Origin of the sequence: Sphingomonas jeddahensis (assembly GCF_001981525.1) — a bacterium.
In the GTDB taxonomy this organism is placed as follows: Bacteria; Pseudomonadota; Alphaproteobacteria; order Sphingomonadales; family Sphingomonadaceae; genus Sphingomonas; species Sphingomonas jeddahensis.
The window spans coordinates 126,793-147,153 of record NZ_MPSB01000001.1 but is presented as its reverse complement, the minus strand read 5'-3'; the positions used below and the strand labels follow the sequence as shown (position 1 = coordinate 147,153).

General features: G+C 66.5%; 20 protein-coding genes and 1 pseudogene. 11 read left to right on the top strand and 10 right to left on the bottom strand.

What is annotated here, in order from left to right; translation table 11 throughout:
• Positions 1-81 precede the first annotated feature (81 nt).
• From rplS to SPHI_RS00615, 3 genes and pseudogenes are all read right to left on the bottom strand, one after another.
• Positions 82-471 carry a 50S ribosomal protein L19 gene (gene rplS, locus SPHI_RS00625; RefSeq protein ID WP_076742960.1) on the bottom strand — a complete coding sequence of 130 codons (390 nt, stop codon included), beginning with the start codon at positions 469-471 and terminating at the stop codon, positions 82-84.
• Positions 468-1,201, bottom strand: a pseudogene (trmD, locus tag SPHI_RS00620) (tRNA (guanosine(37)-N1)-methyltransferase TrmD). The gene rplS and the pseudogene trmD overlap by 4 nt, the downstream one beginning before the upstream one ends.
• On the bottom strand, positions 1,198-2,715 hold the full coding sequence (locus SPHI_RS00615; RefSeq protein WP_233130568.1) for a serine hydrolase domain-containing protein: 1,518 nt from the start codon (positions 2,713-2,715) through the stop codon (positions 1,198-1,200). Before SPHI_RS00615 ends, trmD begins: the two are co-directional and overlap by 4 nt.
• Before the next feature lie 135 nt (positions 2,716-2,850).
• On the opposite strand from SPHI_RS00615, the gene SPHI_RS00610 reads away from it, so the two are divergent.
• The gene (locus tag SPHI_RS00610; RefSeq protein WP_076742958.1) at positions 2,851-3,756 is read left to right on the top strand and encodes an NAD(P)/FAD-dependent oxidoreductase; all 906 of its coding nucleotides are present in this window, start codon (positions 2,851-2,853) and stop codon (positions 3,754-3,756) included.
• 60 nt (positions 3,757-3,816) lie between these two features.
• Here SPHI_RS00610 and SPHI_RS00605 read toward each other — a convergent pair whose 3' ends face one another.
• On the bottom strand, positions 3,817-6,753 hold the full coding sequence (locus SPHI_RS00605; RefSeq protein WP_076742957.1) for a M16 family metallopeptidase: 2,937 nt from the start codon (positions 6,751-6,753) through the stop codon (positions 3,817-3,819).
• Positions 6,754-7,013: 260 nt separating this feature from the next.
• Here SPHI_RS00605 and SPHI_RS00600 point away from each other — a divergent pair, with 260 nt between their 5' ends.
• On the top strand, positions 7,014-7,751 hold the full coding sequence (locus SPHI_RS00600; RefSeq protein WP_076742956.1) for an aspartyl/asparaginyl beta-hydroxylase domain-containing protein: 738 nt from the start codon (positions 7,014-7,016) through the stop codon (positions 7,749-7,751).
• 37 nt (positions 7,752-7,788) lie between these two features.
• Here the strand turns inward: SPHI_RS00600 and rimM are convergent, their stop codons facing one another.
• The 4 genes from rimM to ffh form a co-directional block, all read right to left on the bottom strand.
• Positions 7,789-8,226: a ribosome maturation factor RimM gene (gene rimM, locus SPHI_RS00595; protein WP_233130567.1), complete on the bottom strand. Its 438-nt coding sequence runs from the start codon at positions 8,224-8,226 to the stop codon at positions 7,789-7,791.
• A gap of 31 nt (positions 8,227-8,257) precedes the next feature.
• Positions 8,258-8,392 carry a hypothetical protein gene (locus SPHI_RS15375; protein WP_269844733.1) on the bottom strand — a complete coding sequence of 45 codons (135 nt, stop codon included), beginning with the start codon at positions 8,390-8,392 and terminating at the stop codon, positions 8,258-8,260.
• A gap of 53 nt (positions 8,393-8,445) precedes the next feature.
• Positions 8,446-8,856: a 30S ribosomal protein S16 gene (gene rpsP / locus SPHI_RS00590; RefSeq protein ID WP_076742955.1), complete on the bottom strand. Its 411-nt coding sequence runs from the start codon at positions 8,854-8,856 to the stop codon at positions 8,446-8,448.
• A 124-nt stretch (positions 8,857-8,980) separates the two neighbouring features.
• Positions 8,981-10,504, bottom strand: coding sequence for a signal recognition particle protein (gene ffh, locus SPHI_RS00585; RefSeq protein WP_076742954.1), 1,524 nt, complete (start codon positions 10,502-10,504; stop codon positions 8,981-8,983).
• 198 nt (positions 10,505-10,702) lie between these two features.
• On the opposite strand from ffh, the gene SPHI_RS00580 reads away from it, so the two are divergent.
• A complete protein-coding gene (locus SPHI_RS00580; RefSeq protein WP_076742953.1) occupies positions 10,703-12,319 on the top strand; it encodes a putative bifunctional diguanylate cyclase/phosphodiesterase in 1,617 nt (538 codons plus the stop codon).
• A gap of 192 nt (positions 12,320-12,511) precedes the next feature.
• On the opposite strand, the gene SPHI_RS00575 is transcribed toward SPHI_RS00580, so the two are convergent.
• Positions 12,512-14,020, bottom strand: coding sequence for a YifB family Mg chelatase-like AAA ATPase (locus SPHI_RS00575; protein WP_076742952.1), 1,509 nt, complete (start codon positions 14,018-14,020; stop codon positions 12,512-12,514).
• Between the two features lie 224 nt (positions 14,021-14,244).
• On the opposite strand from SPHI_RS00575, the gene SPHI_RS00570 reads away from it, so the two are divergent.
• The 8 genes from SPHI_RS00570 (at position 14,245) to dapE (ending at position 19,790) form a co-directional block, all read left to right on the top strand.
• Positions 14,245-14,523 carry a hypothetical protein gene (locus tag SPHI_RS00570; protein WP_076743217.1) on the top strand — a complete coding sequence of 93 codons (279 nt, stop codon included), beginning with the start codon at positions 14,245-14,247 and terminating at the stop codon, positions 14,521-14,523.
• Between the two features lie 84 nt (positions 14,524-14,607).
• Positions 14,608-14,742 (top strand): 50S ribosomal protein L34, encoded by a 135-nt coding sequence (gene rpmH / locus SPHI_RS00565; RefSeq protein ID WP_076743215.1) that lies wholly within the window; start codon positions 14,608-14,610, stop codon positions 14,740-14,742.
• The gene (gene rnpA, locus SPHI_RS00560; RefSeq protein WP_076743216.1) at positions 14,739-15,065 is read left to right on the top strand and encodes a ribonuclease P protein component; all 327 of its coding nucleotides are present in this window, start codon (positions 14,739-14,741) and stop codon (positions 15,063-15,065) included. The genes rpmH and rnpA overlap by 4 nt, the downstream gene beginning before the upstream one ends.
• On the top strand, positions 15,062-15,274 hold the full coding sequence (gene yidD, locus SPHI_RS00555) for a membrane protein insertion efficiency factor YidD (protein WP_076742951.1): 213 nt from the start codon (positions 15,062-15,064) through the stop codon (positions 15,272-15,274). The genes rnpA and yidD overlap by 4 nt, the downstream gene beginning before the upstream one ends.
• Before the next feature lie 15 nt (positions 15,275-15,289).
• On the top strand, positions 15,290-16,993 hold the full coding sequence (yidC, locus tag SPHI_RS00550; protein ID WP_076742950.1) for a membrane protein insertase YidC: 1,704 nt from the start codon (positions 15,290-15,292) through the stop codon (positions 16,991-16,993).
• Positions 16,994-17,127: 134 nt separating this feature from the next.
• Positions 17,128-17,742, top strand: coding sequence for a ribosome biogenesis GTP-binding protein YihA/YsxC (yihA, locus tag SPHI_RS00545; RefSeq protein ID WP_408640464.1), 615 nt, complete (start codon positions 17,128-17,130; stop codon positions 17,740-17,742).
• Positions 17,743-18,000: 258 nt separating this feature from the next.
• Positions 18,001-18,666 (top strand): glutathione S-transferase family protein, encoded by a 666-nt coding sequence (locus SPHI_RS00540; RefSeq protein ID WP_076742949.1) that lies wholly within the window; start codon positions 18,001-18,003, stop codon positions 18,664-18,666.
• The gene (dapE, locus tag SPHI_RS00535; RefSeq protein ID WP_076742948.1) at positions 18,663-19,790 is read left to right on the top strand and encodes a succinyl-diaminopimelate desuccinylase; all 1,128 of its coding nucleotides are present in this window, start codon (positions 18,663-18,665) and stop codon (positions 19,788-19,790) included. Before SPHI_RS00540 ends, dapE begins: the two co-directional genes overlap by 4 nt.
• Positions 19,791-20,063: 273 nt before the next feature.
• Here the strand turns inward: dapE and SPHI_RS00530 are convergent, their stop codons facing one another.
• The gene (locus SPHI_RS00530) at positions 20,064-20,315 is read right to left on the bottom strand and encodes an ATP synthase F1 subunit epsilon (protein ID WP_076742947.1); all 252 of its coding nucleotides are present in this window, start codon (positions 20,313-20,315) and stop codon (positions 20,064-20,066) included.
• Positions 20,316-20,361 lie beyond the last annotated feature (46 nt).

The window sequence follows — 20,361 nt, the reverse complement described above, 5'->3', positions numbered from 1 at the left end:
CTCCCCCCGCCGCCAACAAAGAAAAAAGGCGTCGGTGGTCTCCCACCGACGCCCTTTCCGTAACCCAAAGAACCGGACCGATTACTCGGCGGCTTCGGCCTTTGCCGGACGGTTGTCGCGGCGTTCGGCGATACGCGCCGACTTACCGGTACGACCACGCAGATAGTAGAGCTTCGCACGACGCACCGCGCCCTTGCGGACGACATCGATCGAATCGATGTTTGGCGAATACAGCGGGAAGACGCGCTCGACGCCCTCGCCGAACGAGATCTTGCGGACGGTGAACGACGAGCCCATGCCCTTGTTCGCACGCGCGATGCACACGCCTTCGTAGTTCTGGACGCGGGTACGCTCGCCCTCGACCACCTTCACGCCGACCTTCAGCGTATCGCCGGGGCGGAAATCAGGGATCTTCTTGTTCGCGGTCAGCTTCGCGATCTGCTCGGCTTCGAGCTGCTGGATCAGGTTCATAACTTCATTCCCGTTCGTCGCCGCGCGCCAGAGGGCGACCGACCCGAGCGCCAACGTGACGCTCCCAAAGGTCCGGCCGCCGTAGCCGTGTATCTTCCTCCGCCCGGCGCTGGCGCCAGGCGGCGATCTTCGCATGATCCCCCGATCGCAGCACTTCGGGGATCGTGCGCCCTTCCCATTGCTGAGGTCGGGTATAATGCGGATATTCGAGGAGGCCGCTTTCGTGGCTTTCCTCGACACCACTGGAAGCGGCGCCCATTACGCCCGGAAGCAGCCGAACGCAAGCATCGAGCAGCACCAGCGCCGCCGTCTCGCCGCCGGACAGCACATAGTCGCCGATCGACACTTCCTCGACCTCGCGGGCCTCGAACAGCCGCTCGTCGAACCCTTCGAACCGCCCGCACAGGATCACCGCACCCGGCCCCGCCGCCAGTTCGCGGACCCGTGCCTGGGTCAGCGGCTTGCCCCGCGGCGTCATCGCCAGCACCGGCCGCCCCGTCCCTTGCGCATCCACCGCAGCGGCGAGAATGTCGACCCGCAGCACCATTCCCGCCCCACCGCCAGCCGGGGTATCATCCACCGTCCGGTGCCGATCGGTGGTGAAATCGCGGATGTTGACCGGATCGAGCGACCAGCGCCCCTCGGCGAGCGCCCGCCCCGCGATGGCATGGCCGAGCGGGCCGGGAAACATCTCGGGATAGAGCGTCAGGACAGTGGCATGGAAGGTCACTGCGCGGCGGTAAAGCTCAACACCTGAAGACTCAACGCCGGCGTCGGCGCCCGCTGCACGCGGCCGTTCACCGTACCGCTCGCACACGTCCAGGTGAACGTCCCTTCCATCGCCGACGAGGGCACGATTGCCGCGTCGGTGCGGCACGTCCCGACCTGCTTCCTGAGGTCCGCGATATCCTTGCGCCGCCGCGCCAGATCGCGATCGAGCACGACATTGTTGGCCAGCGGCGCCTTGGCTGGATCGCCCGTCCGCCACACGTCGCGCGCGATCGTATAGGCCCGCGCCAGATCGGCCGATACCGGCACGGCTCGATCCGTCGCCAGCCCCGCCTGGCGCAGCGCATAGAGCGCCTGCCCCACCGGCCGCCCCGGCCCGGCATAGGTGCGGTTGGCGAAGGCAAACACGGCCACGCCCGTGTCCGGCAGCATCATCACGATCGAGCCATAGCCCGGATAGCCGCCGCTATGCGTCACGATCCGCCCCAAGTCGCAGTCGTTCACCACCGACCAGCCCATCGCATAAGCAACCGGCGCGCGGCACGTGTTGCCGCTCGGCCCGCGCCGCTCCTGCACGCTGACGAAGTTGGCGCCTTCCACGATCTCGCGCACCGTCGCACGCTTCACCGGCCCGGCCTCGGCATCGTCGCGCGCCGGCCAGCCGGAGAGCAGGAAGGCGATCCAGCGCCAGTAATCATTGGCGCTGGTCTGCACCCCGCCCATTGCGCCGAACGCGCCATCGGCCATATCCGGCTCGCGCACCCACGCGTTATCCTGCCATCGATAGCCGAGCGCGCGAAACTCCTGCGGCCCGTTCAGCACGTCGTATCCGGTTGCCGTCATGCCCAGCGGCGCCATGATCTCGCGCCCGATATAGTCCTGATAGCGCGTGCCCGAGACGTTGCTGACGATCCGGCCCAGCGTGGCATAACCAAGGTTGGAATATTCCATCTTCAGCCCCGGCGCCTGCGCGAATGGCACGCCGGCCTTCAGCATCGCGGTGAAGCTGCGTTCGGACAGTGGCTGCTGACGATCGCCCCAAGGGTTGTCCTCGACCAGGCCGGCATTGTGGTGGAGCAAGTCAGCCACGCGGATACGGCGGCTGTCGGCAGTAGGATATCTCCATCCCCGCATCTCGGGCACGTAACGGTCGGCCGGAGCAGCGAGCGAAAGTCGCTCCTCGTCGCGCAGCTTCAGGATCGCCATGGCGGTGAACGCCTTGGACATGGAGGCGATACGGAAGCGACTGTCCGCCGTCACCGGCCGCTTGCTCGCGACATCCTGCACGCCCAACCCGCGGACCAGCACCATCCGGCCATCTTTCACCACGCCATAGACGAGGCCGGGCACATGCTGCTGCTTCATCCAGGCCTCGAAAAAGCCGGTAAGCTGCGGCTCCAGCGCCTCGACCGAAGCAGGAGCGGCAGGCTGCGGCACTGGCACTGGCGCCGCTTGCGCCAGCACGGCAGCAGGCGTGGCGAGCAACAAGGCAGCGGTCAGCGTGCGGATCATCATCGGTTCCCCTTTTGCCGCAGGGTTACCGGTGTCGGTTCAAGCGTCAACCGTTCTGCAAATCCGACCTCCCGCTCTTGACGCGGGCGGCAGAGAGAAAGAACCGGAACCACCCACGTTCCGAAGCGTCCCGCCAGAATGCACGATTGCGTCATCATCGGCGGCGGCCCTGCCGGGCTTACCGCAGCCATCTATCTCGCTCGCTTCCATCTCGACATTGCGCTGTTCGACAGCGGCTCGAGCCGTGCGGCATTGATCCCGTGCACGCACAATCATGCCGGCTTTCCCGGCGGGATCAGCGGCCCCGACTTGCTCGCCCGAATGCGCGAACAGGCCGCCTCGTTCGGCGTCCGCTCGCATAACGCGACCGTGACCGCGATCGAGCCAACAGACGAAACGTTCGTCATCCGCACCAAGGCCTTCGAGCTGAAGGCCCGCACGGTCCTCCTCGCGACCGGCGTGGTAAACAACCGGCCCAAGATGGACACGGCGCTGCATGACAAGGCGCTCGCCGCCGGGTTGCTGCGCTACTGCCCGGTTTGCGATGGATATGAGGTCACCGACAAGAACGTGGGCGTGATCGGCACCGGCACGCACGGGATGCGCGAGGCGCTATTCCTGCGCGGCTATACCAAGAACGTGACGCTAATCGCCCCCGATGCAGAGCATATGCTCGACGAAGAATGCGCCGCTGCCCTCGACGCTGCCGGTGTCACCCGCGTTGATGGGCCGTGTGGTAGGTTTGCGATCGAGAGCGATCGCCTCGCGCTTGACACGGCTGGCGGTCGCATGGCCTTCGATAGCGTTTATCCGGCGCTCGGTTCTGAGACCCGCTCCGAACTGGCGCTCGCCGCCGGTGCGCGCGGAACCGATGATGGCTGCATCGTCACCGACGAACATCAGCGCACCACGCTCCCCGGCCTGTTCGCCGCCGGCGACGTGGTGAAGGGCCTCGACCAGATCAGCCACGCCATGGGTGAGGCGGGTGTCGCAGCAACGACGATCCGTAACGAACTGAGCGAGCGCCGACCGCTGCGGCGCTGATGACCCGCGAGGCGACACAACAACCTCCTTCTCCCCGCAAGCGGGGATGGAGACTTAGCCTTACTTCGCCGCCGCCTTAGGCTGCACCATCAGCGTCCAGTCCTTCTCGGGCCTGAGATACTTGGCCGCAGTGGCCTGCAGCGTCTGCGGGGTGATCTCCATATAGTCACTCACCAGCGTCCGCGCGCCGCCGAGCCGGTTGGGATCATACGCCCCGCCGCTCACCTGCAACAGCCAGAACTGGTTGCCCGACGACGCGCGCGCCAGATACTGCATCATCGGCCCGATCGCGCGACGAAGCTCGTCCTCGCTCACCGGGGTAGAAACCAGTTCGGCGGCGATTTCGCGGCTGAGCTTGAAGAACAGGTCGACATTGTCCGGCGCGACCTGGCCGACCGCGACGATGCGCCCGCCGCTCGTCAGCCCAAGCGGCCATTGACTGACCGCGCTGGGGCTATAGCTGGCGCCCGCCACCGAACGCAGCCGATCGAACAGCCGATCCCCGAAGATCGCGGCGAGGATGTCGAGCCGGCGGCTTTCGGCAATGCCGGCGCTGCCCCCGCCGGTCGGCCAGGCGATCACGGCCGCCGCTTGCGTGTCGGCGCCCTCATGCGTCAGCACGACCGGGCGATCATTGTGCGCCGGGAAGGCGGCGCCTGGCGCCACCACCGGCGCTTCGGTGCGCGGCTTCAGCGCCCCGAAGGTGCGCCCCACCGCAGCGATCGCTTCGTCCGCCTTGACGTCCCCGAATACGTCCACCTCGATCGGGCCGGTGGCAAGCAGCGGTTCCCACAGCTTGCGGAATGCCTCCGGCGTCAGCGCCTCGATCTCCTCGCGGGTCGGCGGGCCCCAGCGGGGGTCGCCGTTGCGCAGCTTACGCTCCAGGTCGCGCGACAGTACGCCATCGGGTGAGGAGTCAAACCCGGCATAGCCGGCCAGCGCCCCCGCCTTGGCGCGCAGCACTGGCGCCGCGTCCCAGCGCGGCGCCGCGAGCTTGGCCGCCATCAGCGCCAGATTGTCGGCATAGTCGCCCGGCGTCGTCATCGCGTTCATCACGAACGCATCGTCGGTGACGTCGAAGTTCAGACCCATGCGCCGCCCGGTGGTCAGCGCGTCGAGATCGCCCTGATTCCATTTGCCGATCCCGCTCTGTACCAGCGCGCTTTCCGCGGCCCAGGCCGCCGTGGACCTGTCCGCCGGCAGCGCGCCATAGCCACGGCCGAAACGAACGCGCAGATACACCCGCCCCGTCTCCGAGACATTCGGATACATCAGCATCCGCACGCCGTTCGAGAAGGTGACCTTCTCGATGCCGGGATCGGCAATCGCTTCGCGCGACGTGACGGTGCCAGGCTTGCCGAGCTTGGGAAGATCCTTGAAGTTCACCTTCGCTTGGCTGGCACGGCGACCGGCTAGGTTGGATACGTCGGCGGTCAGCGCGGCCGCCAGCTTCGCCGCGGCACCGGGATCGGCGACACGGGTGTTGACGATCGCGCGTTCGGCATCGCCCTTGAACACGCGCTTCGTCGATTCGAACGCGCCGGCCGCCGAGAACATCCCCTTCTTCTTCGCGTCGAGGAAGATGTTGTACGATTCCTGCGGCCCCGCCACGGTTTCGCGGATATCGAGCGCTTGAACCATGTCGTCCGCTTGTTTCGACCCGGCCTCGACCCGCGCCGTCTCGACATCGTTGCGCATCGCGCCTTCGAACTCGGCGACTTCCCGATCCACCTCGGCCTGGCTGGGTGCCGTCGCTATGGCATCAGCGACCACGGCGCGAACGTCCTTCAACGCCGCTTCCCAATCGTCACCGATCGGCAGGATGCTCACAAAGGTGCCGTTAGCCGAGCGGGCGACGTCCTCCAGCGCGACGCTCGCCTGCAGGAAGCTCCCGCCTGCCCGTGCCCGGTTCTCCAGCCGGCGGTTGATCACCCGGATCGCCACCAGATCCACCAAGCGCTTCTGGTTGAAGATGATCGTATCATCACGATAGGTCCACGGCCGCAGCACCGCGCTGATCACCAGCGGCGGGATCGACGGTTCGTTGAGCGTCGCGGTCGGCGTGCCCTTGGGATCGGGCTTGCCGAAATCGGGATCGGCCGGATTCGGGCCGGTGCCCTGCCATCCACCGAAGTTCTTCACCACGAGCTGCGACGCGATTGCCGGGTCGATGTCGCCCGAGATGATGACCACCGTACGCGCCGGGCGATACCAGCGGCGGTGGAACGCCAGCACGCTCTCCGGCGTCGCCGCCTCCAGCGTCTTGACGTTGCCGATCGGCGATCGGTCCGCCAGCGGTTGCCCAGAGAAGAACAGCGCGTTGCGCGCATCGGACAGCCGCACCTGCGGCCCCGGCGCCTCGCGCTGCTCCGCGAGCACCGCCGGCCGCTCGGCAGCAAGGCCCTGCGCGGTGATGCCCGGTTCCGCCATCATGCCGGCGAAAATCTTCAGGCTTTCGTCCAGGTTCGCCTCGGTCGCGGCAGGCAGGTCGAGCTTGTAAACCGTTTGCGTCGGGGTGGTCGATGCGTTGGAGTCCGAGCCAAAGGTCGCGCCAAACCGCTGCCACACCCGCTTGGCCTCGCCGTCCGGCACATATTTCGATCCGCGGAACGACAGATGCTCGATCAGATGCGCATAGCCCCGCTCTTCATCGGTCTCGTTGAGCGACCCCGCATCGATGCGCACGCGCACCGCGACCTGCCCCGGTGGCACGCCGTTCTTGCGCACGGCATAGCGCAGACCGTTGGGCAGCGCGCCGAAGTTCCATGCCGGATCGGGCGGGATGTCCGATCCCTTGAACAACCACGGGGCGGTATCGACGGTAATCGTGGCCGGATCGATGATCGTGCTTTGCGTCGCCGCAACGGGCGCAGGCTTGGCGACGGCGACCTTGGCCGGTTTGCGCGCAGCCTGTTGCCCGATCGCGGGAACGGCAGCGATGGCGAGGAGCGAGAGGACGGCGAACGGCGCAGCAAGCGCGCGCGGAGAAGCGATCATGCCATCGCTTCTAGCCTGCCCGTCACCCCGCCGCCACACCCCATGGCGATCTTTCGATCACCCTGCCGTCGCCATGTTTTGGTCCCGAATGTCGCTTAGCCCGCTACGGACGCCAACCGCAGCTTGCGATGGAACGGACGGACGACGTGACGACCCTCAGCCCGAACCGGCCGCAATTACGGCAGAATAACGACGGTGCCCGCCCGCTGCGGGTGCCGAATATTCAGGCTGTATCCGGTGCTCCCGCCCCAGGAGCCGAGATGAAGGCAGAGCCAGGCCGTCCGCTGATCATCCGCTTCGGCAAGCATCTGCGCGGCGTCTTCGATCGGCTGATTGCCTCATCCTCACTTGTGCCGAACGATCCGGTGCTCGACGTGCGCACCTTTCCCTGGACACAGACGCTGCGCGACAATTGGGAAACGATCCGCGACGAAGCGACCGCTGTTGCGCTGCAGGGCGAAGCCGCGCCTAGCCTCGCGACGATCTCGCCCGATCACCGCTCGATCGCCCAGATCAACATGTGGCGCTCATTTTTCCTGTGGGGCTATGGCTATCGCATCGATGAAAACGCGGCGCGCTGCCCGGCGACCGCCTCACTCGTCGAGCAGATCCCCGGCCTCAACAGCGCCTTTTTCTCGATCCTTGCGCCCGGCACGCACATCCCGGCACATCGCGGGGTGTCCAAGGGGCTGATCACCTGTCACCTGGGCCTGATCGTGCCACGTGACGGCGACGTGCGTATGCGCGTCGATGGACGCGTCGTCCGCTGGTGCGAGGGCGAAACCCTGGTGTTCGACGACACCTATGATCACGAAGTCTGGAACGAGACGGAGGGCACCCGCGTCGTCCTGCTGATCCAGTTTGAACGCCCGCTGCGCAATCCGGGTAAGTGGTTCGCAGAGTTCTTTCTCGGCTTCGTGCGCCGCTCCGCCTTTGTGCAGGAAGCACGCAACAACATTTCGATGTGGAACGCCGCGGTAAAGCAGATGGACGTCTGACTGATCCTCCCCATCTTCGAGGGGGAGGACAGCCCGATCACATCTCCGCGAACGCCGCCGTGACGACGAGCCGTTCGGCACTCCATTCTGGCACCGCCTGCTCAGTCATCGGCACCATGAAGCGCTTGCCGTTCGGCCGCTCAATCTCGACTACGTCGCCAGCGCCGAAATTCTCGACCGCCACGACCTGCCCCAGCGGTTCGCCTGCGTCGGACACCACCGCCAGCCCGAGCAGGTCGGTGTGGTAATATTCGCCCTCTTCCAGCGCCGGCAGCGCTGAGCGAGGCACCGTCAGTTCTACCCCGCGCAATGCCTCGGCAGCGGTACGATCCGCCACCTCGGCAAAGCGCGCGATGTTGCCGCGCACGGATTTCAGCGTCAGCGCCCCGCCGTTGAACGAGCGGTGCGGGCCGATCTCCTCGGCGAACAGCTTCAGCTTCACCTCGCCGCTCACGCCGTGGGCGCCGGTGATCACCGCCAGAACGACGTGCGCCTCCCCGCCGGCATCAACCGGCGGCGGAGCCTTCGTCGCCGGCGGGGGCGTCGTCGCGTCCTTCGGCTGGGTCGGGCGCGGAGACGCCTTCGTTGCTGGCGACCGTTTCGTCGTCATCATTGGCGGTCCGGGGATCAGGATCGGTCATGGCATGCTCCTCTTACATCAGGAGCAACGCGCCATGACCCGATCGGATGCCTGTTACTCGGCGGACGCTTCAGCGGTTTCGGTCTCGGCCGGTGCCGCATTCGCCTCGGCGGCGGCTTCCTCGGCGGCCTTCTGCTTCTCGGCACGCTCTTCGGCGCGCTCCTTGGCCTTCTCACCCGGCTCAGCCTTCTTCGGGTTGTTACGCGCGGCGCGCTCACGAACGCCGGCGAGGTCGAGGAAGCGCGCGACACGATCGGTCGGCTGCGCACCGTTGCTCAGCCAGTGCTTGGCACGCTCAGCGTCGAGCACGATGCGCTTCTCATCGTCCTTGGCGAGCAGCGGGTTGTAGTTGCCGATCTTCTCGATGAACTTGCCGTCACGCGGGCTGCGCGCGTCCGCCACCACGATGCGGTAGTAAGGACGCTTCTTGGAGCCGCCACGCGACAGACGAATGCTCAGTGCCATTTTAGTCTTCCTTGCCTTCTAAATTCGTCATCCCAGCAAAGGCTGGGATCTCTTGGTTGTCGTTCGTGCCCTCGCCGCCGGAGACCCCAGCCTTCGCTGGGGTGACGGACAAAGGCGGTGTTCGTTACTTCTTGAACTTCGGAAATCCTGGCGGCAGCGCACCGCCGCCCCCAAGCCCGCCGAGACCGCCAGGCAGGCCCGGCAGACCGCCGCCAGCCTTGCCCAGCATGTCGCCAAGCTCGGGCCCGCCCAGTGCATTGCCGATCCCAGCCATGCCGCCGCCCGGCCCGCCCTTGCCAAGCATGGACAGCATCCCCTTGATGCCGCCCATCTTGCGGATCTTCTTCATCGCGGTGGACATTTCCTGGTGCATCTTCAGCAGCTTGTTCACGTCCTGCACGGTCGTGCCGCTGCCCTTGGCGATGCGGATCTTGCGCTTGGCGTTGATCAGCTCGGGCTTGGAGCGCTCCTTCTGGGTCATGGACGTGATCATCGCGTCCATGCGCAGCAGGATGCGCTCGTCGACGGCGCCATTGGCCATCGCCTGTTGGGCCTTCTTCATGCCCGGGATCATGCCCGCAAGCGCGCCCAGCCCGCCCATGCGGCGCATCTGCGCCAGCTGCCCGCGTAAGTCGTCCATGTCGAACTGGCCCTTGGCCAGCTTCGCCGCCATGCGCTCGGCGTCTTCCTGCTGGATCGATTCCGCCGCGCGCTCGACCAGGCTGACGACGTCGCCCATGCCGAGGATCCGGCCGGCGACGCGCTCGGCATGGAACGCTTCCAGCGCGTCCATCTTCTCGCCCACCCCGGCGAACTTGATCGGCTTGCCTGTGACGGCGCGCATCGAGAGCGCCGCACCACCACGCGCATCGCCGTCCATCCGGGTCAGCACCACGCCGGTCAGCGGAACCTGCTCGGAGAAGCTCTGCGCGACGTTGACCGCGTCCTGGCCGGTCAGCGAATCGACGACGAGCAGGATTTCCTGCGGCGTGGCGATATCCGCCACCGCCTTCATCTCGTCCATCAGCGCCTGATCGACGTGCAGGCGACCCGCGGTGTCGAGCATCAGCACGTCGAAACCCTGCAGCTTCGCCGCCTGCAACGCGCGCCGCGCGATCTCCACCGGCTGCTGCCCGGCGACGATCGGCAGCGTCTGCACCTCCACCTGCGTGCCTAGCGTCGCGAGCTGTTCCTGCGCGGCCGGGCGATTGACATCGAGCGACGCCATCAGGACCTTCTTGCGGTCCCGACCGCCCTGCCCGCCGGACAGCCGCTTGGCGATCTTTGCCGTCGTGGTCGTCTTGCCGGAGCCCTGCAGGCCGACCATCATCACCACCGCGGGCGGCGAGACGCCGAGGTTCAGCTCGGCCGCGGCGGGATCATCGCCGCCCAGCATCGCCACAAGCGCGTCATTGACGATCTTGACGACCTGCTGCCCCGGCGTGACCGAGCGGAGCACATTCTGCCCGATCGCCTTTTCGGTAGCCTCATCGACGAACTGCCGCGCGACAGGCAGCGCGACGTCCGCTTCAAGCAGCGCGATCCGCACCTCGCGCATCGCTTGACGCACGTCCGCTTCGGTCAGCGCACCGCGACCGCGCAGGCGATCGAACACGCCACCAAGACGATCGCTCAGACTGTCGAACATCGGGTCAAACTCCCTTCCTCCGGGGCCAAACGCAAAAGCGCCGGCGGGCGAAACCTCGCCGGCCAGCGTGCACCGCACGGGTGCTTGTCTTCAGCGTTCAACACGGAACGTTGCGCGGCGCTTAGGACAAAAGCGTCACACAAGCAAGCCGCCGGTCATTAACACCTTCTACATGCTAATGCCTCATCTTGGCATGACATGGATGATTCCGCGATCCTTCCACCGGCAGCACGCGGCTCGGCGGAGCAACGCGCCACGCCAGCCGGGCTCATTACGGTGGCGGCGATCGCGCTGTTCGTCGCGCTGGGTGGCGCCGCCATCGCCACGGTGCTGCGCCAGGTGTTCGGCACCAGCGGGGGTATCGATCGCACGTTGGTCGTCGCGCTTGCGCTCAACGTCGCGCTGATCCTGATCGGGTGGCGACGACACCGCCAGCTAGTCGAGATCCTCGGCAATCAGTTCGCTGCAGGGGAGCGCGCGCGCCGGCTGTCCGCAACCGACCCGTTGACCGGGTTCCTCAATCGTCGGGCCCTGGTCGAACAATCGGCAACGATGCTGCTCGACGCCCAACGGCGGCACCGTGCGGTGGCGATGCTGATGATCGACCTCGATCGTTTCAAGACCATCAACGACCTTTATGATCATGCCACTGGCGATGCCCTGCTCGCCCGGGTCGCGAAAGAGATCAGCGCCGAGATACCGCACGGTGTGCTCACCGCCCGGCTGGGTGGCGACGAATTCGCCTGCGCCCTCGTGTTCGACCCGCGCGATGCGGAAACGGTGCAACGCATTGCGGATCGCCTGGTCAGCCGCCTCGCCCGGCCCCTGGAGTTAAACGGCACCACTGTCCATATTTCCGCCTCGATCGGCATTGCGCGATCGGACTTCGAGCGCGGTTCGGTCGATACGCTGATGCGCGCCGCGGATATCGCCATGTATGCCGCCAAGGATGCCGGGCGGAATCGCTGCGGCTGGTTCGATCCCGCCATGGCGCGCGCGTTGCACGCCCGCAACGAGCTGGAGAATGGCTTGCGCACCGCGATCCCGGCTGGGCAGGTCGTCCCATTTTTTGAGCAGCAGGTCGATCTGGCGAACGGCCATGTGCTCGGCTTCGAGGTGCTCGCGCGCTGGGAACATCCGGTTCACGGCCCCATCCCACCGGAACGCTTCATCCCGATCGCCGAGCAGACGGGCATGATCGCCGAACTGTCGATGACGCTGATGCGCCAGGCGTTTCAGGCCGCGCGCGATTGGGATCCCTCGCTCACGCTGGCGATCAACATTTCGCCGGTTCAGTTGCGGGACGCCTGGCTGCCGCAGAAGATCATCAAGCTGCTTCTGGAAACCGGCTTTCCCGCGCACCGGCTGGAGATCGAAATCACCGAAAGCGCCTTGTTCGAGAATCTGCCGCTTGCCCAGTCGATCGTCGGCAGCCTCAAGAACCAGGGCATCCGCGTCGCGCTTGACGATTTCGGCACCGGTTATTCCAGCCTCGGCCACCTGCGCGCGCTGCCATTCGATCGCATCAAGATCGACAGGAGCTTTGTCCAGTCGATCGCCGAGAGCAATGATTGCGCCGCAATCGTGGGCGCGGTCGCGAGTCTCGGCGCCAGCCTGAACCTGCCAGTGACGGCGGAAGGGGTTGAGGACATGGAGATCGAGGGTCGGTTGCGCGCTCTCGGCTGTGCTCGCGCCCAGGGTTACCTGTACGGTCGCCCCATGAGCGCCGCCAACACCCGCCGCCTTCTGGCCGAACGCCGCCTGCTCGGCACCGGGCCGGCCGCACAGAACCTGCACGAACGCCTCGCGAGCTGACCGCCCGTTCGCCCGGCCACATGGTACTCGGCCGGAATTTGGCTCAGGCCCTCTCCTATAGGAGTGCCGTCATGCTAAACTTGTTTCAGCATCCACCGTGCCACAAGCAGCCACCTCGCGACTGGATGAGTGGACCCTGAAACAAGTTCAGGGCGACAGCGGCAGGAGTGTTTGTCTCCAAGCCATTGTGCGTCAATTACGCGGCGGCTGCCGACGATAACTCAGCGCCTCGGCAACATGGATCCGTCCCACCGCGGCGCTCCCTGCCATGTCCGCAATCGTCCGGGCAACGCGAAGGATTCGCGTATAGCCGCGTGCCGACAGCCGCATCGTCTCCGCCGCCTGCGCCAGCAGCGTCCTCCCGCCATCGTCCGGCGTGCAGAACGCCTCCAGCAGCTCTCCTTCGGCCTCGGCATTGGTCCGGATCGAATGCTCGCGATAGCGCTCCGCCTGAACCGCCCGCACCCCCGCGACGCGCGCCGCGACCTCGGCCGAGCCCTCCGCCGGCGGCGGCAGCATCAGGTCGGCCGCGCTTACCGCCTGCACCTCGACGTGCAGGTCGACCCGATCGAGTAGAGGCCCCGACACCTTGGCCTGATAGTCCGCCGCACATTTCGGCGCCCGCGCGCAGGCCAGCCCGGGGTCGCCAAGATACCCACAGCGGCAAGGGTTCATCGCCGCAATCAACTGCACGCGCGCGGGAAACGTGACATGCGCATTGGCCCGCGCGACGCTGACCACGCCGGACTCCAGCGGCTGGCGCAGCGAGTCGAGTACGGCGCGCTGAAATTCCGGCAGTTCGTCGAGAAACAAGACGCCAAGATGGGCCATGCTCACTTCGCCCGGCCGCACCTTCAGCCCACCGCCGGTCAGCGCCGCCATGGAGGCGGAATGATGCGGCGCGCGGAACGGCCGCGTCCGCGTCAGCCGCCCGCCCTCCAGCGCCCCCGCGACCGATTGTACCATCGACACTTCCAGCGCTTCAGCCGGATCGAGCTGCGGCAGAATGCCCGGGAGGCACGACGCCATTAGCGACTTGCCCGATCCCGGCGGCCCGACCATCAGCAGATTGTGGTTGCCGCTCGCCGCAATCTCGAGCGCGCGCTTCGCTGTTTCCTGCCCCCGCACCTGCCGCAGGTCCGGCCCGCCGGCATCAAGCTCGACTTCCCCCGGCCGCGGCGCGGCAAGCAGCCCATGACCCTTCAGGTGATTGATGAGCCCCAGCAAATCAGGTGCGGCCAGCACCTCGACCGAGCTCGCCCACGCTGCTTCGGAGCCTTGCGCGGCCGGGCAGATCAACCCCTTGCCCACTTCCGCGGCGTGTAATGCGGCAAGCAGCACCCCCGGCGACGGCGCGATCCGCCCGTCGAGCGTCAGCTCACCGACGATCACATAATCGGCCAGCGCTTCGGCATCGACTACCCCCATCGCCGCGAGCAGCCCCAGCGCGATCGGCAGGTCGAAATGCGACCCCTCCTTGGGCAGATCGGCGGGCGACAGGTTCACCGCGATCCGCTTGGGGGGCAACGCCAGCCCCATCGCGGCGATCGCCCCACGCACCCGCTCGCGGCTCTCCCCCACCGCTTTGTCGCCCAGACCCACAAGGTTGAACGCTGGGAGCCCCGGGATCAGCTGCACCTGCACCTCGACGGCGCGCGCCTCCAGCCCGAGATACGCCACCGTCGCGACGATCGCCGCCATCTGTCCCCCACCTGTTCCCCAGGTGAGGTCTTACCCGGTTTGTTAGTGCTGGGAAGCGGGCAATTGCGCTCACAAACGAAGCTTCGTCACCCCGGGCTTGACCCGGGATCCCGCGGCCGTGTCCCGTCGCCAGAAGAAGAAGCGCGGTCCCGGATCAAGTGCGGGGTGACGACGGAAGAATGACCGTCTTGCACTTGCAACACACCAGCGCCACATGCGCGCCGATGCAAGCCCGCCACCCCGCCCTGCGAATCCTACAGCTGGTGCTCGGCGGCCTGCTCCTCATCGGTGCCGCGATCATGGGCCCGCTGCCCGGCCCCGGCGGCATTTTCCTCTTCGCGGGCGGCATGATCCTGATCCTGCGCAATTCGCGCTGGGCACAGGTGCGCTGGGCGCGGCTCAAGCGCCGCTGGCCGCGCATCGGCAACCTCGTCGATCGCGCCATGCGCCGCCGCAGCGCGCTTCGCCGCCGCGCCCGCGATCGCGTGCTGAGCCAGCGTTGACTAGGCGGGCACCTTCACCTATGCGGCGCCCTGTTCGGGCCGTCCCACGTGGCGGCCTTTATTATTTAGATTCGGGAATGAACAATGAAGCGGACCTTTCAGCCGAGCAACCTGGTGCGCGCACGCCGTCACGGCTTCCGTGCGCGGATGGCGACGGTCGGCGGTCGCTCGGTGATCCGGGCACGTCGTGCGCGCGGTCGCAAGAAGCTGTCGGCATAAAGACTCTCGATCGCCGCCGGGATTTCCTGGCGGCGAATGCGGGGCGACGCGCGCCGATGCCGGGCTTCGTGCTCTTGGTGCGCCCCCGCGACGATGGCGATGCGACGATGCGCATCGGCTACACCGTCACCAAGAAGATCGGCAACGCCGTGGTGCGTAACCGGATGAAGCGCCGGTTGCGCGCCTTGGCGCGTGAGCTGTTGCCAGTGCAAGGCGTGCCGGGCGCGGATCATGTGCTGATCGGCCGCATGGGCGGGATCGAGCGCGACTTCGCGCAGCTCCGCGCCGAGCTCGGCAAGGCGCTGCGCAAGGTCGTGAAATGATCGCCCGGCTGCTCATCCTCGTCGCGCGTGGATGGCAGCTCGGGCCCTCGCTGATCCTGCCGCCGACCTGCCGCTACCAGCCAAGCTGTTCCGCCTATGCAATCGAGGCGCTTCGCCGCTATGGAGCCGCGCGGGGTTCCTGGCTGGCGGCAAAGCGCATCGCGCGCTGCGGGCCATGGGGCGGGCACGGCTATGATCCGGTGCCATAAGGGAATTGGGCGCTCGTGAATAAAGACAACAAGAACTTCATCCTGTTCGCGGTGATTGCGGCGCTGATCCTGTTCGGCTGGCCGCTCATCCAGAACAAGTTCTTCCCGACGGCCAATCCCCCGGTAACGAAGATCGAGGACGGCAAGACCAAGGTCCTGCCCAAGCCCGAGGCCGATCCCACCGCCGATTCGCCCGCCGCGATCCGCAATCGCGCGGTGGTGCTGCGCGAGACGCCGCGCGTGCAGATCGACACGCCCACCATGCACGGCTCGATTAACCTGCGCGGCGCACGCATCGATGATCTCGTCCTGAAGAATTACAAGGAAACAGTGGCGAAGGATTCGCCGCCCGTCCGCCTGCTCTCGCCCGCCGGCGCGCCCGACGCTTATTTCGCTGGCTTCGGCTGGCGCGACGACGGCCTTGCGCCGCCCGCCGCCGACACCGTCTGGACCGCCTCGTCGCAGCTGCTCGCGCCCGGCAAGCCGGTGACGCTGACCGCCGCCAACGCCAAGGGCCAGCGTTTCGCGATCGAGCTGTCGGTCGACGACGGCTATATGTTCAACGTCAAGCAGACGGTCGCCAACGGTGGTGCCGGCGCCGTGCCCGTCGCCGCCTACGGCCTCGTCAACCGCGCCGGCGTATCGAAGGATCCGGATAGCTGGACGATCCACGTCGGGCCGATGTCGGTCCATAACGACCAGGCCGATTACGGCGTCGATTACGACGATGTGGACGAAGGCAACAAGAAGTTCAGCACCACTGGCGGCTGGCTCGGCTTTGTCGACAAATACTGGCTGACCGCCCTGATCCCCGATCAGGCGCGCCCGTTCGATGGCCAGTTCCGCGCCGGTGCCAACAAGGCGTACCAGGGTGACTACACCTCCAATGCCCAGCTGCTCCAGCCCGGCCGCCAGATCAGTCAGACCACCCGCTTCTTCGCCGGCGCCAAGGAAGTGCGCCTGCTCGACAAATATACCGACAGCGGCATTGCCCCGCGGCTCGACTATGCGCTCGACTGGGGCTGGTTCCGCCTGATCGAAAAGCCGATCTTCTATTATCTCGACTGGCTCTTCACCCACCTCGGCAACTTCGGCGTGGCGATCATTCTGCTCACGCTGACGATCCGTCTGCTGATGTTCCCGATCGCGCAACGCCAGTTCAAGTCGATGGCCAACATGCGCGCCGTTCAGCCCAAGATGAAGGCCATTCAGGAGCGCTACAAGGACGACAAGGCGCGCATGCAGCAGGAGATCATGGCGCTCTACAAGACGGAGAAGGTCAATCCCCTCGCCGGCTGCGCCCCCACCCTGCTCCAGATCCCGATCTTCTACGCGCTGTACAAGATGCTGATGCTGACCATCGAGATGCGGCACCAGCCGTTCGTCGGCTGGATCAAGGATCTGTCCGCGCCCGATCCGCTCACCCCGGTGAACCTGTTCGGGCTGCTCGCCTTCACGCCGCCCTCGTTCCTGGCGATCGGCATCGTCCCGATCCTGCTCGGCATCTCCATGTACTTCCAGTTCAAGCTGAACCCGGCGCCGATGGACGATGCGCAAAAGCAGATCTTCGCGCTGATGCCCTGGGTGCTGATGTTCGTGATGGCGCCGTTCGCGGTCGGCCTGCAGATCTACTGGATCACCTCCAACGTGCTGACGATCCTGCAGCAGAAGCTGCTCTACGCCCGCCACCCGGGCCTCAAGGAAGCCCCCGCAAAATGACGAATAGTCCTCCCCAAGCTCCGCTTGGGGAGGGGGACCGTCCGGCGCAGCCGGATAATGGAGGGGCGTCGCCACACGCGATCCCGTCCTTAGAAACCTCCCTCCCTGACGACATCACCCGCTCGGCAGAGGAGTTGGAACACGCCCGCAAGCTCTTCGCCGGCCGCATCGAATTCCTGAAGTCGGCCCCGGCGCTGGAGCACCTCCCCAACCCGGTCGTCCCCGAAGTCGCCTTCGCCGGCCGCTCCAACGTCGGCAAATCATCGCTGCTCAACGCCCTCACCGGCCGCAAGTCGCTTGCGCGCACCTCGGTCACGCCGGGCCGCACGCAGGAGCTGAACTTCTTCGACGTCGGCGACCCGCTCGCCTTCCGTCTGGTCGATATGCCCGGCTACGGCTTCGCCAAGGCGCCCAAGGACATGGTTCGCAAGTGGCGCTACCTGGTGAACGATTTCCTGCGCGGCCGCGTGGTGCTCAAGCGCGCGCTGGTCCTCATCGATGCGCGCCACGGCATCAAGGACGTCGACCGCGAGATCCTCGAGATGCTCGACAAGGCGGCCGTCGGCTACCGCATCGTCCTGACCAAGGCAGACAAGATCAAGGCGTCCGAACTCGCCGAGGTCACCGAACGCACGGTTGCCGAGGCCCGCAAGCGCCCCGCTGCCCATCCGGAGATCATCGCCACCTCCTCCGAAAAGGGCATGGGCATCCCCGAACTCCGCGCCGCAGTGATCGAAGCGATCGGCTGAACGCCGCCTAACTCCTCCCCGATACGGGGAGGAGGACCGCCGCCAAAGGCGGTGGTGGGGGCGTCGCCCCAAGCGACCCACCAGCGAAATGACCGGCGACCTCCGGACCACCCTGCCGTCGCCCCGAACTCGTTTCAGGGTCCACCGCGCCACAGGCTCAGCCCTGTCGGCGGCACGGTGGATGCTGAAACAAGTTTAGCATGACGGAACGTGTGGCACCCGTTGCCCTTCCCTCCCCCACCCTCTACCCCCAAGCCCATGAAGCTCATCATCGGCAACAAGGCCTATTCCTCCTGGTCGCTGCGCGGCTGGCTCGCGTGCAAGCAATCGGGCCTGCCGTTCGAGGAAGTGGTCGTTCCGCTCTACGACCAGGATCGGGACAAGCGCCGCGAAGGTGCCGAATTTGCGCCCTCGTCGGGGAAGGTGCCGATCCTGTGGGATGGCGAGGCAGTGGTGTGGGACAGCCTCGCCATCGTCGACTATCTCGCCGACAAGGTCGGCCGCGATCGTTTCTGGCCAGCGGACGAGGCCGCCCGCGCCATGGCACGCTCGATGGCCGCGGAGATGCACTCCAGCTTCGTGTCGCTCCGCCGCGAGCACAGCATGAACATCCGCCAGATCTATCCGCCGCAGCCGCCATCGGAAGCGGTCGCTGCGGACCTCGTCCGCATCATGGAGCTCTGGGCGCAGGCCCGCGCGCGCTGGGGCGGCGACGGCGATTTCCTCTTCGGCGAGTTCGGCGCCGCGGACATCATGTTCGCCCCCGTGTGCACCCGCATTATAACCTATTCGCTCCCGGTGGCGCGCTTCGCCGCTACCTATATCACCGCCGTCCTCACTCATCCCTTCATGCAGGATTGGATTGCCGGCGCGCAGGAAGAGGAATGGGTGCTCGAACAGTTCGAGCAGCCTGCCCGCACATGAGCGACGTGCTGGTGCTCGCCAAGGCGCTGCTCGCGTGCGAAAGTGTGACGCCAGCACGCGGCGAGGTGTTCGACGTGCTCGAAGCCGCGCTGATCCCGCTCGGTTTCGCGGTGGATCGCTTCACCGCGGGTGAGGAACCCGACGGCCCGGTCGAGAACCTTCTCGCCGTCCGCGGTACCGGCGGCCCGCACATCGCCTTCGCCGGCCACCTGGATGTGGTGCCGCCTGGCGAAGGCTGGACCAGCGGCCCCTTTGCGCCCGAAATCCGCGGCGATCTCCTCTACGGTCGCGGCGCGGTGGATATGAAGGGCGCAATCGCCGCTTTCGTCGCCGCGGCGGCCCGCGTGGAATACCCCGGCACCACCAGCCTCATCATCACCGGTGATGAGGAAGGCCCCGCCACCTACGGGACCGTCGCCCTGATCGAGCGCATGGCGCAACGCGGCATCAAGCCCGACGCGTGCCTCGTCGGCGAACCCACCTCCACCGCGCGGCTTGGCGACACGATCAAGATCGGTCGCCGCGGCTCGGTCAACATCTGGATCGACGTGCCCGGCAAGCAGGGCCACGTCGCCTACCCGCACCTCGCCGACAATCCGATCCCGCGCTTGATCGCCGCGCTGGCCGAGATCGACGGCATCGTGCTGGACGAGGGCAACGACTGGTTCCAGCCGTCGAACATCGAGGTGACCGACGTCACCGTCGGCAACCCGGCAACCAACGTCATCCCCGCCAAGGCATCGGCACGCCTGTCGATCCGCTTCAACGACCAGCATCGCGGCGACGCCCTCGCCAAGCGGATCACCGCCATCGTCCACCGCCACGCACCCGAGGCGACGCTGACCGCCAAGGTCTCCGGCGAGGCGTTCCTGACGCAACCTGGCCCGCTTTCCACTACTCTGGCCGCGGTGATCGAGGCGCAAACCGGCATCGTCCCGGAGCTGTCCACCACCGGCGGCACCTCCGACGCCCGCTTTCTTTCGGCCCTCTGCCCCGTGGTCGAGTTCGGCCTGCTCAACGCGACGATGCACAAGCTGGACGAGGCGGTGGCCGTGGCGGATCTCCAGCTGCTGACCGAGATCTACGCCGACTTCCTGGAACGGAGCTTCTCAGTCCAAGCCTGACGCCGTTCGTCCGGAGCCAAGTCGAGGGAGAGGCTACAAGCGACGCCCCGCTACACTCGCACCTCGACCAGGCGCGGCACGACCAGGGTGAACGGCAGCGTTACGACAAACCCCCGTTCGTCCTGAGCCTGTTGAAGGGCTGCGCTTCCCCTCCCCACACGAACAAAGGGCAAGACGGAGCTTCGACAAGCTCAGCTTAAACGGGGCCAAAACGAAAAAGCGCGCCCGCCCCAAAGGCGATCGCGCTCCTTCATCCACCAACAGGTGAAACAATCAGCCGGCGTGTTCCGCCAGCACCGTCAGTCCCTTGGCGTTCACCTCCGCAAAACCACCACGGATCGCGATTGTCTCCGGCACGGCGCCCGCGCTACGCTGCACCAGCAGATCGCCGTCGCGGATCGTCGACATCAGCGGCGCATGGCCTTCCAGCACGCCGAAGTCGCCTTCGGTGCCAGGCACGGTGACCATGTAAACCTCTTCGCTGCGGACCAGGCGTTCAGGCGTGACGAGTTCGAAATGGAGCATGTTTCTTACCTTCTCCCTCTACCCGCTTGCGGGGAGAGGGTCGGGG